Genomic DNA, 14,340 nt, shown 5'->3' with positions numbered 1-14,340 from the left:
GTCGACGACATGATCGACCTGACGGGGCGGACATAACGACATTCGAGCCTCTGGCGCCTGGGCCCCGAACCTCAGCGCAAGGTGGACCTCGACGATCGAGCCCGAACCCGCGCACGACTGGGTGATCTCCGGAGCTGTTCCCAGGCCGACATGTTGTCGGCGGTACTCAGTCGTTGGTGGACGCCCCTGGTCCAGTCGCGGCGTACCGGGCGGCGATGGTGCGGACGGCCTCGTCGACTACCTGAGCGACGCGTTCGGCGCTCACCTCCCAGCCCGGCACCAGGAGTGTTGGCCAGAAGACGTAGTTGGAGATCATGCCCAGGAACTGGGTGGCTGCGAGGTCCACGTCCTCGATTCGCACCGTTCCCGCCTCGTGCTCAGCCAGGAGGTAGCTGCGTACGGACTCGAAGTAGGGCATCTTCCCGTGCGAGAACTGCGCATCGGCCAACTCCGGGAACCGCGGCAGTTCGGCGATGACGATCCTGAACAGGTCGGTCATCTGGGCACGGCCTAGCAGCTCGGCGTAACGGCGACCCATGGCGCTGAGTCCGTCGACGATGTTGCCTGCCGGCGGAGGTTCCCCCTCGTCAGCGGCTGACCAGGACTCGGTGACGATGGCATCGAACAAGGCCGCTTTGGTGGGGAACTGCTTGAACAGGGTGGCTCTCGAGACCCCGGAGCGCTCTGCGATCCGCGCGAGCGAGGTCCGGTCATATCCCAGTTCGAGGAACAGCGCGGTTGCCGCCGCCACGATCAGGTCGCGCTTCTCCTTGGCAACCCGCTGGTGGTATGTGGGCACAACACTGCTCATGAACCGATCATACGAGGTGAGTGGCTTGACTCGCCAACAGTCGCAGCTTACCCTCGTCAAGAGGTGAGCCACTCGACTCACCACTAGGTCTCGAGGTCGTCAGTGATTTCATCCAGTCTGCCTACCTATGAAGGACGTTCATGACCCGCTTCAGAAGCCAGACCGCGCTTGTCACCGGCGGAGCCGGCGGCCAGGGCGCGAGCCACATCCGCGCGTTCCATGCCGAGGGCGCGAACGTGGTGATCGGCGACATCGACGCCGACCGCGGCGCGGCGCTCGCCGAGGAGCTTGGCGACCGTGCTCATTTCACGAAACTCGACGTCACTGACGAGACGTCGTGGTCTGCTGCGATCCGCGCTGCCGAGGACATCTTTGGCGGCCTGAACGTGCTGGTGAACAACGCAGGCGTCCAGAATCCACCGGCACCGATCGAGCACACTGACCAAGCGATCTGGTCGCGCATCTTGGACATCAACCTCACCGGCACCTTCCTCGGCATGAAGGTTGCCGCACCCGCCTTGCGCCGTGCTGCGGGAGGGTCCATCGTCAACATCGCCTCGACCATGAGCCTTGGGGGCACGGCCCACTACGCACCCTATGTCGCCAGCAAGTGGGCCGTGCGGGGGCTCACCCGCACCGCAGCTCTTGAGCTCGGCCGCGACGGTATCCGCGTGAACACGATCCACCCCGGTGTGATCGCAACGCCGTTCATCAACGAGCCGGCAGCCGGCGCCACAGCAGCAATCGCCGACTTCTACTCGCCTGAGCCGTTCGCCATCCCCCGGCTAGGGGAGCCGGCCGACGTCACCCACCTACTCCTGTTCCTCAGCTCCTCGGCAGCGGCGTTCATCACGGGGTCGGAGTACGTCATCGACGGTGGTCTTCTGCTCGGTCCCGCTCTTCAGAGCGAGCCGGTGTGAGTACCCGGACCCCGGCCGGATCGAACGACTCCCCACGAGACGAGTCGTTGTCGCACCTCCCCGAACGCATCCGGCGGGCTATCGAGATCACCCCCGCCGCAGGGACGCGCGACGGATCATCGACATCACGACCCGGGGACGCCGCACGGGCAGACCGCGCCGCATCGAGATCTTCTTCTACCGAGCCGCCGGAAGGACCTACCTGTGCAGCGGAGCCGGTGGGGCCGCTACCGACTGGCATGCGAACCTGCTCGCCAACCCCGACTTCACCTTCCACCTGAAGAACGGGGTCCGTGTGGACCTCGCCGCGCGGGCCACGCCCGTAACCGACCCAGCGGAACGTCAGGCGGTGCTAGCAGAGATCGTCGCTGACCTCAACCAGCCCCACGACCCCGGCACGATCCGGCCGACCCGGCTCGAAGACTGGATGGACAGCAGGTTGATGCGTGTCACCTTCCCCCAGCCGTGAACGTCACCCTGGGCAGCGACCCTGCTCTTCGCACTCGCCACACCCCACAACCGACATCGAGGCGAGGCGCCACATGCCCTCTGAGACAACGACCCACCTGCGCCTGGCCATCAGAGCAGCCGGGCACGCAGTTCGGCAGCAATCAGGTGAGAACGCTGGAGGCGGGGGACGTCTGCGCGATCAGGCAGATCCGTTGCCGGATCGCCTCGCCGATCACCGTCGGGCGTCCCCCGCTCCATTTGGGTCCAGTGCCGTGAACCCCGCTCGTTGCACGCGTGGATCACCGGGACCCGCCTGCCCGTGGGCGGCCGACCGGGCCGGTTGGGACTGTAAAACGAGCGGCTCTGACCCGTATTCGGCGGTAACGCACAGTAGCCGTTCGCGGTCATGATCTTGTGATGGATGTCGATTCCCTTGTGGGGACGGTGTTTTCCGGATTGCCGGCGCTGGTTGTCCAGGACGTGGCAGAGAGCGAAGGCATCGTGGTGGTCACGGCCCGCACTCGGGGTGTGCCCGTGCCGTGCCCGGTGTGCGGGGCAGACGCCGACGCACCCGGCCGACGGTGATCGAGCCGTTCCTGGCCTACTGCCGGGCGCGGCTGGCCGACGACCCGCACCTGTGGGCCTCGACGCTGCTCGACGAGCTGGTCGGCCTCGGCTTCACCGGCTCCTACCCGTCGCTGACCGCGGCGATCCGCGAGCACCGGCTGCGCCCGCACCGCGAACCATGTCAGGCCACCAGGGGTCGTGACGTCGCGATCATCGCCCATCCGGCGGGCGAGGAGACCCAGTGGGACTCGGTCGAGCTGCCCGACCCGCCCGCCGCCTGGGGCCTGGGCCGGCACGCGCACCTGCTGGTCGGGGCGTTGGCGCACTCGGGGCGTTGGCGGGCGGTACTGGCCGAGGCGGAGGACTTCCCACACTTGGTCGAGGCGCTGGACGCGGTGGTGCGCAAGCTGGGCGGGGTCCCCCGGGTCTGGCGGTTCGACCGGATGGCCACGGTCTGCTCACCGGCGTCGGGCCGGATCACGGCGGCGTTCGCCCAGGTCGCCAAGCACTACGGCGTCAGGTCGGTGGTCTGCCCTCCCCGGCGGGGCAACCGCAAGGGCGTGGTCGAGAAGGCCAACCACTCCGCGGCGCAACGTTGGTCGCGCACGCTGGCCGACGACGCCACGGTCACCCAGGCCCAAGCCGGCGTCGACCGGCTCGCGGTCGAGCTGGACGGCCGCCGCCGGGTCCGTGACGGGCCGCCCGCCACGGTCGCCGAGCTCGCGGCGGACCGAGGAGCTGCACGCGGTCCCGGTCGTGGCGTTCCCGGCCGAGTTCGACGTCGCCCGCGTGGTCACCGCGCAGGCCTTGGTCGCGTTCCGCGGCAACTCCTACTCGGTGCCACCGGGCCTGGCCGGCGCGCAGGTCCAGGTCCGGCACCGGCTCGGGGCCGACACACTGCGGATCGTCACCGCGCGCGCCGCGACCGTCGCCATCCACCGGCGAGCCGTCGACGGCGCGGGACTGGTCATCCGGGACGAGGGGCACGTCGTCGCACTCGAACAGGCCGTGCTCGCCGGTTCCACCTCCGAGAGGCCCTGCACCCACAAGACACGCCGTCCGCCCTCGGCGGCGGCGAAGCTGCGCGGCCTTCCCGCGACCGGGCCCGCAGCCCACGTCGTGATCGACCTGTCCGCCTACGCGGCCACCGCCGCCCGAGCTGGGGGTGTTCTTCGCCGGTCGCCTTCACGGCCAGCCGGGCGATGTCCATGGCCTGGTCGAAGAGGTGCACGTCACCGGCCTCGACCGCGGCCAGCTGCAACAGCGACAGGTTGCTGAGGAACTTGCCGCGGTCCCCGCCGGCTCCTGCCGTCACCGCGTCCTCGGCCGCCCGGAGGCCGTCGTCCAAGTCGTTGCGATCACCGCGGAACGCGTACCGGCTGTGCAGGACAAACGGCCAGGTTCGTCAAGTGCGGCGCGCGGTCACCGTGATCGGGAGGCAGTTCGACTGACAGCCGCAGCGCGGTGACGGCGTCGTCCAGGTCTTCGCCGTTGGCGGTCTCGGTCGACCTTCGGGCCAGGGCGTGGCCGAGCGTGCTCTGCAGTGAATGCGTGTCCGTTTGGTGCGGTCCGCGAGCTGCGATCGCCAAGCGGACCTCGGTGATCGCCTCGTCCAGGTCGGCGATCTCACCAGCGCGGTCGAAGCGCTCGAGCAGCGCACTGCTGAGGTTCATCCGGTGGCGGGGCAGGTCGTGGTCCTGCTCAGGGTCCGAGGCCTGCACGGCCCACCTGGCGAGGTCGACCGCCTCGTCGAGCATCCGCCGCTTGCCGGTGAACAGGTAGGCGCCGTGGATCGCGGCGGCGAGCGCGGAGGCGTAACCGGGCCAGCTCACCGCGTCGGGCTGTTCACAGCGACAGCCCGGCGAAGCACCCTCACGGCTTCGCGGGCTTGGGCGGCGGTCTCGGCGGTGAGCGCCAGCCACGACCCGACGAGGCTGAGGACAGGCGCCAGCTGGGGATCGCCCCGCCGGACGGCGGCCCGGGCCCGGTCGAACAGCGCACCGGCCTCGGCGAGGTCACCCGCCGCGGCGGCGAACACATACCAGGTGACGAGCGCGGCGCCGAGGTCGGCGAGCGCGGCCGGGTCCCGCGGCCGGGCCTGCACCCCGGCCCGCAGCACCGCGACGGCGCGCTGGAGCAGTTCGGGGTCACCGCTCACCTGCGCCTGCACCACGTGGTCGGTCACCTGCCGGAGCAACGGCCGGTGACCGACAGTCACGCCTCACCATGCCGGACCGGACCTGCTCGGGGCATGTACGCGCCACCGGACCTCACCAACGGGCGATAGACCTGGTCCCGCCGAGCACCCGGCGAGCAGAATTCCGTTCACCGAGCCGATTGGGGGTCCTGATGACCGAGAAAGGCTGGCCGAACCCGAGCAGTGCCGAGAACACCGCATCCTTCTCCGGATCCGGCACCGGCAGGCGCGGACCGGCGGAGCGGGTCGAACCGCTGGGCACGGAGGAACTGCACTCCCGGCAACGCGCCTTCCCCAAGGACCCCGAGGTCGAGTACGAGCGCTCCGCCATCCGCATCCCGTTCTACTTGCGGGGAGCGCAGCCGGAGGGGCGCGACCTCGACGTGATGGTGTTCGACGCGTTCATGAGGCTGGAGCGGGAGGCGCCGACGACGAACGGGCTCGGCTACCGGCAGTTCGAGTTCACCATCGCGACCTGGGAGCTGAACAACACCTACAGCATGGGCCTCGGGGCGGACATCACGTTCTCCCTGTCCGACACCGTCCAGCCCAAGAGCCTCTGCGTCGCCCAGCGCCGCGAGTCGGACTACCCCGCGCTGATCGTCTACTCGGCGATCTACGACGTGTTCCTGGGGTCGAAGAAGATCGTGTCCAACCAACCCGGCGTGGCCTACGCGTCGCCGGTGTGGGAGATCCCGCCGCGCAACGTGACCGTCGCCTTCGAGAAGCCCTTCTCCTCCGACCTGTTCGCCTTCTCCGCCGGCACGTGCGAGGGCATGCGATCCATCGGCCGGGAGGAGTTCGAGGAAGGCGTCCGAGTGGCCCGCGCGACGAGGGCGCAGGCGCAGTGACCGGGCCCGGAGGAGCGCAGGTGACGGAGATGCGGTCGTCGACGCCACCGGTGGGCGCGCTCGACGTGGACGTGGCGGAGCTGGCGCGGCTGCTGACCGCCGAGCAGAGGCGCGGGATGGCGGAGTTCCGGAACGACCTCGACGCGATCGGGACCCTGCGACCGTCCGGCGCCGCGGGAGAGGAGGCGTGGATCCGAGAGGCCGCTCTGATCGGGCACCTGGGACGGACGGTCGGCCGGGATCTCGCGGACACCCTCGGGCGGGCGATCCGCGCGCTCCCGGACAGCAGGCTGTCCACGAGCGCCGGGGACCGACCGGTTCCCTGGTTCGCGATCGCCGCGAAGGTCCCCGTCTACGACGTCGAACCGACCGCCACCCCGCCGTCGCGGTTGAGCACGTCGCCGAACATGGCCGAGGTGATCGACTTCGTGCACCGGGCCTTCCCCAGCCTCGAACCGGAGCTGATCGACCCGCAGGAGTTGCCGTCCCGCTACGCGAACCTGCGGCACCCCCGACACGAGGCCCTGTTGGAGGGGACCATCGGCCTGATCCACCGGAACCTGGGCTGGTGGGCGGTGATCGCTTTCGTGCTGTCCCTCTCCGCCGCGGCCGACTGCGCACCACCGGGATGGGCGGCGTGGCCGGTGCACGTCCACCTGCTCGCCGCCTGCGTGGGCGGGTGGACGTTGACAGTGGTGGGCGGCTGCGTGCTGAGCATCGCACCGGTCGCGTGAGCCTCCGTATCGTGTCGTCATGACCACGACGACCGCTCCGGTCGACTGGCGGGCCGTACCGGGCTACCCGGTCTTCTACCGGCCCGACGTGATCGAGCCCGGCCTGCGCGGCCTCGCCCAGGCGACCGGCACCGTCGCCGCGGCCCAGGCGACCGCGAGCCTCGACGGAGGCGCGTTCGTCCACGGGCACAGCGGTGCCGCCATGCCCGCGGCCGCGTCCGCAGCACCGTTCCTGCTCGACGTCCGCCGCTCCATTTTGGGTCCAGCGCCGCGAACCCCCGCTCGTTGAACGCGTGGATCACGTCACGGACGTAGTCCTCGCTCACCTGCATCAACGAGGTGATGTCGCGGACCGCCTGGCCCTGGCCGGACATCAGCACCACGATCGCCCGCCTCAGCCGCACCGGGTCCTTCGCGGTCCTGGTGATCCGCTGGATCTTCCGGCCTTCCTCCATCGACAACGGTCTGACGAACACACTCGGTCGACGAGCCACGACCACCTCCCGCACTTGACATGCAGGACCAGCCTCGCCGATCAGCCCGACCGATCGACTACCGGGTCAACCCTCAGAGACGCGCCACTAGACGGTGGTCACGAGCAGTGTCGAAGTCGTCCAAGCGCGCGGCGAACCAGCCCACGGAGTTGAGCGCTTCGGCTTCCCTCACCGGCTGGCCAAGGGTGCGGTAGAGGTGGAGAGCATGTCGTGCGTGTTCCAGGCCCCGCCGGTCGTCTGCCTGTCGCCCCCAGGCAACCGCGAGCTGTTGGTGGGTGTGTGCATGTTCGGCGGTGTCGCGGTGGTGCACGGCCAGGGCGAGAGCCTGGTTCAAGTGCTCGGTGGCCTTATTGTGCAGGCCCGGAGCTGGTCGCGACCGCGCCCCGGCAGGTCTACAGCCGGGACATCACCAAGCTCGCCGGCCCGGTGAAGGGCACCTACTACGACGCCTACGTGATGATCGACATCTACTCCCGGTACATCGTCGGCGTGCACGTCCACGCCCACGAATCCGGTGTCCTGGCGAGGGAGCTGATGGAACGGATCTTGTCCGTCCACGGCATCCCGCAGGTCGTGCATGCCGACCGGGGCACCTCGATGACCAGCAAGACCGTCGCGGCCCTGCTTGCCGATCTCGACGTCACCCGATCACACTCGCGACCTCGGGTGTCCAACGACAACCCGTACTCCGAAGCACTGTTCAAACCCTGAAGTACGGTCCGGAATTCCCCGAACGCTTCGGATCACTCACCGCGTCCAGGACATTCATGGACGAGATCACTCACTGGTACAACCACGAGCACCGCCACACCGGCATCGGCCTGCACACACCCGCCGACGTCCACTTCGGACTCGCAGCCGCCACAGCCGCCGGCAGACGCACCGTGCTCGCCGAGGCCCGCGCTCGCCACCCACGCCGGTTAAGCGGCATCACCACAGCACTGAAGATCCTCGACCTACCCGACACCGTCTGGCTCAACCGGCCGGCCGACGACACCACGCAGCGGACCGAGACAGAAGCCGCCTAACACCCACTGGTCTCACTCACCTTGACAAATTCCGCGCCGGTGACATGCCGATCCTCTGCGACCTGTGCGTTCCCTGTGCTGTCTCACGGTGATGTCACTGTGATCAGCCTCAGAGGGTGTTGCACTTCTTCAGGATCCGGCCGACGGCGTGGGCGCAGGGAGCGACGCGATGGGAGGGTTAGGACGTTCCCGCTGAGGTCGGTGTCTCCGCATGCACGAGGGCGTCGAGTTGCCGAAGTACCCCTTCGGCGTCTGACTCGCGGCCTTGTTGCCGGTACATCGCCAGGGCTTCGCGCCAGGCCACGCGGGCGTGGTCGTGCTGGCCGAGAGCGGCGTGCGGAGAGCCGAGGTGCTCGAGGGTGCTGGCGGCGTCGTAGGCGTTGCCGAGGCTGCGGCGCAGGGCGAGGGCTTGCCGGTAGTAGTGCACAGCTTCGTGGTGGTCGCCGGTGTTGTGCTCGACGTAGCCGAGGCTGTCAAGGGTGTTCGCTTCACCGGTGGGGTTGTGGTGTTGTCGGTGCAGGGTGAGAGCGGTGCGGAAGTGGCTGCGTGCGGTGTCGTAGTCGCCGAGTCGGGCGGTATACCAGCCCACAGCGTTGCGTCCGTGGGCTTCGCACAATGGCCGGTCGAGGTCGCGGAACAGGTGAAGTGCTTGTTTGGCGTAATCGAGGGCTTTGTGATCGTCGTGCCTGCCCCACACCCGTGCGAGTGTCAGGAGGGCGTGTGCCTGTTCGTAGAGGGCTCCCTGACCCTCAGTGGGGTCGAGGACATGGTGCAGGTGTCCGATTGCTTCCTCGTGCAATCCCAGGGCGGCGCAGGCGCGCCCGAGGTGCCGGTGGGCTACGAGGCGAGGTACCTGGTCGGTCAGGTGTTCCGTGGCGTGCGTCGCGGCACGCCACGCGACGAGGCGGTCGTGACGATGGCCTCGCCGGTGGTGGAACGTGTCCAGGGACATCGCCAGCCACCACACGGTGTGGTGGCTGTGTTGGAGGGCCGCGACGTGCTGGGCGGCGAGCAGGGTGGCGCGCTCGGAGTCGAACCAGGCCATCGCCTCGGTCGCATCGGCCGGCGAATGGACATGCGTGCCGGGTGAGGGCGGCGCGAGTCCGAGGGGTCCGCGGTGCACGTCCAGCAGTAGATCGGCTTGGTAGGCGGTGTGGGTGTAGAAGTCGAGCACGCGTCCCAGCGCCGCTTGCCGCGCCTGTTCGGTCAGATCGCGGTAAGCGGTGGTGGCGGCGTAGGCGCGGACGAGGTCGTGCATGGCGTAGCGGCCGCCGGGTGCCTGGGTGATCAGTGATGCGTCCGTCAGTGCGCGTAGCACGGAGTGCGTCTCGCGTGCGGACAGTCCGGTGAGGTTGATGGCGGCGGGCAGACCGGTGTCGGGTCCGGGGGCGATCGCGAGCAGCGCGAACGCTGCGCGGTGCCGTTCGCCGAGGTGGCGCAGGGACCAAGACAGTACGACGGTCAGGCAGCCGTCGGGGTCGTCCGAGCTCAGGGCGTCCAGGCCGAATTCACGCAGGTCGACGACGATGTCATCGAGGAGGTGCGGGTGGGTGCGGATGCGTGCGGTGATCAGGCCGAGGGCAAGGGGCAATCCGCCGCACAGCGTGATCAGCTCGGTGACCGCCCGCTGGACGGTGACAGGGGTCTGGACGTCGGCGAGTGCGGTAGCGAGCAGGGAGCGCGCTTCGGCGTCGGTGAGCACGTCGACGGGGATGGGTCGGGCACCGTGGCGGGTGAGCAGGGCGGGGAGCCGGTTGCGGCTGGTGATCAGGACGGCGCACGCGTCACCGCCGGGTAGGAGAGGGACGACTTGGTCGGCGGTGGCTGCGTTGTCGAGCAGGATCAGCATCCGCTTGCCGGTGGTGTGGGTGCGGTAGAGCGCGGCACGGGCGTCGATGTCCCGGGGAAGGCGGTCGCGGTCGACGCCCAAGGCTGCGAGGAAGTCGGCCAGCACGTCGCCTGCCTGCCTGGGATGGTCTGGGCTGAAGCCGCGGAGGTCGACCCACAGGTGTCCGTCCGGGAATCGGCCGGTGTGCTGGTGGGCCCAGTGCAGTGCCAGCGAGGTTTTTCCCATGCCTCCGGTGCCGACGATGGAGACGATGCCGACTGGGCCCGTCGTGGCCGTCGCGTTCAAGTGGTCGTCCAGTTCCTGCAGTGCGTCCTCGCGGCCGACGAAGGACGCGAGAGCGGCGGGTAGCTGACGGGGCACCACCGGCTGGGGCGCTGCGGCTGTGCGGGTTGTGCGCGTGGGTGCTGCGGCGAGGCTGGGATCGGCGGCAAGGATCTGCCGATGCAGCTCCTGCAGGGCGGCGCCGGGGTCGGTGCCCAACTCGTCTACGAGTTGCGTACGGACGTGTCTGTAGTGCTCCAAGGCGTCAGTGGTGCGCCCGGCCCGGTGCAAAGCCACCAGGTACTGGCCCGCCACTCGCTCGTCCAGCGGGTGCCGTACGGCACGTGCGGACAGCTCTGCCAGCAACTCCCCGCCGTCTCCGGCGCGCAGCCGGGCGTCGACCAGTTCGTGCTCGGTCGCCAACCTCTCTTGTTCCAGTCGATCACGCTCGGCCGCCACCCATTCCCCGGCCACACCGGTCAGTGCGTCCCCGCGCCACAGCGCGAGCGCCTCGGTCAGCAGCCGAGCCGTCAACTCGTCGTCGACTGCCGCCTCAGCGGCCGAGCACAAGGCTCGGAACCTGTACAGGTCCACCACAGGCTCGGCCGTGTCGGCAATCAGGGCGTAGCCGCCCGAGCGGCGCACGATGGCCACCCCGGCCGCACCGGCCAGCACCCCTCGCAGGCGGGAGATGTAGTTGTGCAGCGTCGACCGCGCCCGCGGCGCCGCATCCACGCCCCACACGCGCTCGACCAACCGGTCCGCCGGCACGACCCGCCCGGCGTCGATCGCCAACGCGGCCAGTACACACCGTTGCCGGGGAGTGCCCAGCTCCACCAGTCGCCCGTCGACCTCCGCGCCCACCTCGCCCAACAGACGTACCACCGCCGCCACTACACCGCCCCTCTCCCAGATGGCTCATCGACACCAGGCATAGCCGCTTGACCAGCGCCGTACAGGAAAACTGTGAGCGGTTCACACGATCGGGCGCACATCCTGGTCCCGGTCCACAACGTCGCTACGAACGTCCGGCGGCCAGGACTGGACCACTCCCCCGGACACTCGTCGGCAGCCGGCTCGCGGAGGGGACGGGCCGGCCACCTTCAAAGAAACCATTGGAGCGCAATGTGAAGAGGATCATCGGTGTGCTCACGGCCCTGCTGTCGGGCCTGCTGGTGGCGGCCGCGTTCGCGCCACCGGCCTCGGCGGCGGTGCGGACCTGGTCGACGCCGGTCGCCTACCCGTACCCGGGCAACTGGCACTGCACCGAGAGAAACACCTCGACCTACAGCGTCGACGTGTGCCTGATCAACTCCCACAACGGGGTCGAACCGGTGTACAAGGCGGTCATGATCGTGTGGAACCACCGCTCCACCGGGTTCCAGATGAGCGGCGCGGTGATCAATATGTGGGCGCAGCCCAGCCCGTCCACGCAGGTCCGTGACGACGCGTGCTACGACAGCGGGCTGTCCGGCGGCTACCGGGCGGCGTGCTACGGCACGGCGATCACGCTGTCCGCGCTGTGCGACAAGAAGCGCGACGCCACCACCGCCACTGCGAACGGTGCCGTCAACATCCCGGCGGTCGCGTCGAGCCGCATCGCCGTGGAGAGTCCGCGGGTCACGGTGAACTGCTGATCCCGCTACTCCGGGTCGGGCCTTCGCGCGGAGGCCCGACCCGGAGCACCTGGGTGACGGGCACAGGGTGGGCCAGGACGCGGCCGCGTCCGGACACCGACCACTTCCGCACCCTGACCACCCGCCACAACCTCGCCCACTGCCGGGGTGCGGCCGGGGACCCGGAGCGCGCGGTCGCCGAATTCGAGGCGCTGCTGGCCGACGAGCTTGTGCTTGCCGAAAATGTCGTCCGTGCAGGTCAGGCGGCGTGGTGGTACTCATTGAGGATGCCGCCCAGTCGTTGCCGACGGCGGATGTCGAGTCGGGTGACCGCTGCTTGGTCGGTGGTCGGCTGTGGCAGCGGTTGTAGTGGTCGGGCGTTGACGATGCCTTGATGGGGGCGGTGGGTGTTGTAGAACTGCTCTTACTCGCGCAGGTCGTGCAGCAGGTGCCGCCGGTTCCAGATCAGCGTGCGGTCGAGGAGTTCGCGTCGGCCGGTCCGGATCCAGCGTTCCATGATCGCGTTGGAAGGTTGACCATGTCGTCGTGGTGCGTTCGGGTGCCGGGTCGATTCCGGCGTCCTTGAGGATCTGCCACACCGTGGATGCGGCGCTCTTGATGCCGAGTACGAGGAGCTCGCCGTGAATGCGGCGTTAGCCCCAGGTGGGGTTCTCCCGTGCCAGGCGAAGTGCGAGGAGGCGGATCGAGCGGACGGTCCGTGGTCGACCGGGCCGCCTGGGGCGGGAACTGGCAGCGTGGCGGCGCGCGAGGTGCGCCCGGTGCCACCGCAGCACCGTCTCCGGGCGCACCAGCAGTCGGAGCCGATGAAGTGTGGCGACCGGAAGCCGGTGCAGCGGCGCCGCGAGGAACGCCCGGTCGCCGCGGGAGAACCGCGGACGGGCGTTACCCAGTTGGCGTTCCAGGATCGTGAGCTGGTGGCGTAGCGCCAGGATCTCCACGTCCTTGTCCGACTGGTCATGGGCAGCAGGCGCAGTAGCGCGAACGCGTTGGTCACACCGAGGTAGGCCAGTCGGAGCAGCACAGCCGGTCATCATGCCGTGCTGTGAGCGCTTCGAGGTCTTTGGCCTTGCAAGCCCTCTACCTGCGTGGATGGGCTTCTCGGCAGGTACAGCCTCAGCCGCGCCCAAAACTTCCAACCGGGAAGGTTCCGCCCGCTCGACGGGGTAGCGTGAGCCGTGCCCGACGACCTGGACTATTCCCCGCTCGCCGCCCCGGTCGACCCGGCTGCGGCATTGGCGCACGCGAAAGCGAACGGCGACCCCCCGGGCCGCGACATGGCGTGCGGCGCACTCGTGTTCGCCGTGCTCGTCGCCGCCTTCTCCGGTTTCCTGAGCATTCCGCTCAACATGTACCTCACCGGCGCCCATCCGGACGGCGGCGTGGGCGTCCGGCTCCTCGGGCTGCTGCCGCTGGTGATCGGTCTCGGGCTGATCGTCCTGGTCGTCGTTCAGGGCCGCAAAGGTAGCGGGCGGGTGCGGATCGACCACTACCGCATCATGCAGTTCGCCGCCCGCAACGGCATGGGCTACCGGATGAAGGTCAGGGACCCCGAGCAGCCCGCCGGGGTCTTCGACATCGGCAACAACCGCTGCGCCGTTGACGTCGTCAACATCGAAGGGCCACGTCCGATGGAAATAGGCCAGTACCACTACACGGCCGGCTACCACGGCGCGGAAACGTACCACTTGGGCTACGCAACCACCCCTCTCGACGCCCACCTTCCCCACCTGCTGCTGACCTCGCGGGCGAAAGGCACGGGCGTTCGGCACATGTCCGGCGGAGCCACCCTCGGGAACCCCGACCTGCGCGGCCCCGGCACCGAAGCTTTCACGGTCTCCGGGCCGTTCGGCAGGGCCGGGGAGATCCAGGCCCTGCTGGACCGCACCCTCTTCTCCCCCGACCTCCTGGCCCGGTACGCCGAACGCCCGGTCAACATCGAAATCGTCAAGAACCGCCTGTACTTCTTCTCCCCCAAGCCGCTGTCCACCACCGACCCGGAAACCTGGCGCTGGCTCCTCGCCCTGCTCTCCGACACCGCGGAGCGCCTGGAATCCTGAGCGCTGCCCGGGCGCGGGCCCGCGCGGCCGAAAACGGTGTGGAACGAACATGTCGACGTCGTCGACATCGGCTCGCGTGGTGGGGCACCCGCTGCGGGTGTGGCTGCACCGACACCGACACCGACGCCGAGCAGACCCGGACCTACAACCGGCCCTTCATGGTGCCCGACACCGTCACCGCCTGGCCTCGGGCACCACACCGGACTCGCCCCGTCCAGTTCGGCCCGTGCCGCACTGCGCTGAGCTTGAGCTTCGTTGATCGCCTCGACCAGCACCGCAGGCTCGACACCAGCAGCGATGGCCGCTTGGAGCCGCTTCAAACTCGCCTCGGCAACCTCCAACCGCTTCCTCGCGGCATCGTGCGCAGCCGATGCCGCAGTCACCTTCCGCTGAGACTCGACCAACGCGGCAACGGTCCGGTCCCGATTCTCCGGAGCGAACAGCCCGTCCAGCCACTTGCCCAACGGTCCCAACACTGCCGCTT

At 69.1% G+C, this 14,340-nt stretch carries 12 protein-coding genes and 2 pseudogenes; 9 read left to right on the top strand and 5 right to left on the bottom strand.

The window, feature by feature from the left end; all coding sequences use genetic code 11:
* Window positions 1–166: 166 nt before the first annotated feature.
* On the bottom strand, window positions 167–811 hold the full coding sequence (locus tag B0I31_RS04785; RefSeq protein WP_106614666.1) for a TetR/AcrR family transcriptional regulator: 645 nt from the start codon (window positions 809–811) through the stop codon (window positions 167–169).
* A 140-nt stretch (window positions 812–951) separates the two neighbouring features.
* On the opposite strand from B0I31_RS04785, the gene B0I31_RS04780 reads away from it, so the two are divergent.
* The 3 genes from B0I31_RS04780 (at window position 952) to B0I31_RS43050 (ending at window position 4,026) form a co-directional block, all read left to right on the top strand.
* Window positions 952–1,731, top strand: a complete 780-nt coding sequence (locus B0I31_RS04780; protein WP_106614105.1) for a glucose 1-dehydrogenase — start codon at window positions 952–954, stop codon at window positions 1,729–1,731.
* Window positions 1,688–2,200: a nitroreductase/quinone reductase family protein gene (locus tag B0I31_RS43055; RefSeq protein ID WP_219910597.1), complete on the top strand. Its 513-nt coding sequence runs from the start codon at window positions 1,688–1,690 to the stop codon at window positions 2,198–2,200. The genes B0I31_RS04780 and B0I31_RS43055 overlap by 44 nt, the downstream gene beginning before the upstream one ends.
* Window positions 2,201–2,946: 746 nt before the next feature.
* Entirely contained in the window at window positions 2,947–4,026 is a 1,080-nt protein-coding gene (locus B0I31_RS43050) for a Mu transposase domain-containing protein (RefSeq protein ID WP_425444347.1), read from the top strand.
* A gap of 80 nt (window positions 4,027–4,106) precedes the next feature.
* Here the strand turns inward: B0I31_RS43050 and B0I31_RS04765 are convergent, their stop codons facing one another.
* The gene (locus B0I31_RS04765; RefSeq protein ID WP_106614104.1) at window positions 4,107–4,580 is read right to left on the bottom strand and encodes a hypothetical protein; all 474 of its coding nucleotides are present in this window, start codon (window positions 4,578–4,580) and stop codon (window positions 4,107–4,109) included.
* Window positions 4,577–4,966, bottom strand: coding sequence for a hypothetical protein (locus tag B0I31_RS04760; RefSeq protein WP_106614103.1), 390 nt, complete (start codon window positions 4,964–4,966; stop codon window positions 4,577–4,579). Before B0I31_RS04760 ends, B0I31_RS04765 begins: the two co-directional genes overlap by 4 nt.
* A 131-nt stretch (window positions 4,967–5,097) precedes the next feature.
* Here B0I31_RS04760 and B0I31_RS04755 point away from each other — a divergent pair, with 131 nt between their 5' ends.
* From B0I31_RS04755 to B0I31_RS42880, 3 genes are read left to right on the top strand one after another with little or no spacing between them, the layout of a single operon-like run.
* Window positions 5,098–5,796 carry a hypothetical protein gene (locus B0I31_RS04755; RefSeq protein WP_106614102.1) on the top strand — a complete coding sequence of 233 codons (699 nt, stop codon included), beginning with the start codon at window positions 5,098–5,100 and terminating at the stop codon, window positions 5,794–5,796.
* A 20-nt stretch (window positions 5,797–5,816) separates the two neighbouring features.
* The gene (locus B0I31_RS04750) at window positions 5,817–6,530 is read left to right on the top strand and encodes a hypothetical protein (RefSeq protein WP_106614101.1); all 714 of its coding nucleotides are present in this window, start codon (window positions 5,817–5,819) and stop codon (window positions 6,528–6,530) included.
* Between the two features lie 19 nt (window positions 6,531–6,549).
* On the top strand, window positions 6,550–6,819 hold the full coding sequence (locus tag B0I31_RS42880; protein ID WP_181320060.1) for a hypothetical protein: 270 nt from the start codon (window positions 6,550–6,552) through the stop codon (window positions 6,817–6,819).
* A 4-nt stretch (window positions 6,820–6,823) separates the two neighbouring features.
* Here B0I31_RS42880 and B0I31_RS42875 read toward each other — a convergent pair.
* A pseudogene (locus B0I31_RS42875) lies at window positions 6,824–6,904 on the bottom strand (hypothetical protein); the annotation flags it as partial.
* 480 nt (window positions 6,905–7,384) lie between these two features.
* Between B0I31_RS42875 and B0I31_RS04740 the strand changes: the two are divergent.
* Window positions 7,385–8,052 (top strand): annotated as a pseudogene (locus B0I31_RS04740) (transposase); the annotation flags it as partial.
* 178 nt (window positions 8,053–8,230) lie between these two features.
* On the opposite strand, the gene B0I31_RS04735 reads toward B0I31_RS04740, so the two are convergent.
* A complete protein-coding gene (locus B0I31_RS04735; protein WP_106614100.1) occupies window positions 8,231–11,056 on the bottom strand; it encodes an AfsR/SARP family transcriptional regulator in 2,826 nt (941 codons plus the stop codon).
* A gap of 233 nt (window positions 11,057–11,289) precedes the next feature.
* Here B0I31_RS04735 and B0I31_RS04730 point away from each other — a divergent pair, with 233 nt between their 5' ends.
* Together B0I31_RS04730 and B0I31_RS04720 are read left to right on the top strand one after the other, a co-directional pair.
* A complete protein-coding gene (locus tag B0I31_RS04730) occupies window positions 11,290–11,799 on the top strand; it encodes a hypothetical protein (protein ID WP_106614099.1) in 510 nt (169 codons plus the stop codon).
* A 1,175-nt stretch (window positions 11,800–12,974) separates the two neighbouring features.
* Window positions 12,975–13,856, top strand: a complete 882-nt coding sequence (locus tag B0I31_RS04720; RefSeq protein ID WP_106614098.1) for a hypothetical protein — start codon at window positions 12,975–12,977, stop codon at window positions 13,854–13,856.
* Window positions 13,857–14,340: the final 484 nt, after the last annotated feature.

The organism is Saccharothrix carnea, from assembly GCF_003014735.1.
Lineage (GTDB): Bacteria > Actinomycetota > Actinomycetes > Mycobacteriales > Pseudonocardiaceae > Actinosynnema > Actinosynnema carneum.
This window is presented reverse-complemented; position numbering and strand designations above follow the sequence as displayed.

Coding starts and splice junctions, on each gene's coding strand:
- B0I31_RS04785 (WP_106614666.1), bottom strand. CDS start 811: ATGAGCAGTGTTGTGCCCACATACCACCAGCGGGTTGCCAAGGAGAAG.
- B0I31_RS04780 (WP_106614105.1), top strand. CDS start 952: ATGACCCGCTTCAGAAGCCAGACCGCGCTTGTCACCGGCGGAGCCGGC.
- B0I31_RS04755 (WP_106614102.1), top strand. CDS start 5,098: ATGACCGAGAAAGGCTGGCCGAACCCGAGCAGTGCCGAGAACACCGCA.
- B0I31_RS42880 (WP_181320060.1), top strand. CDS start 6,550: ATGACCACGACGACCGCTCCGGTCGACTGGCGGGCCGTACCGGGCTAC.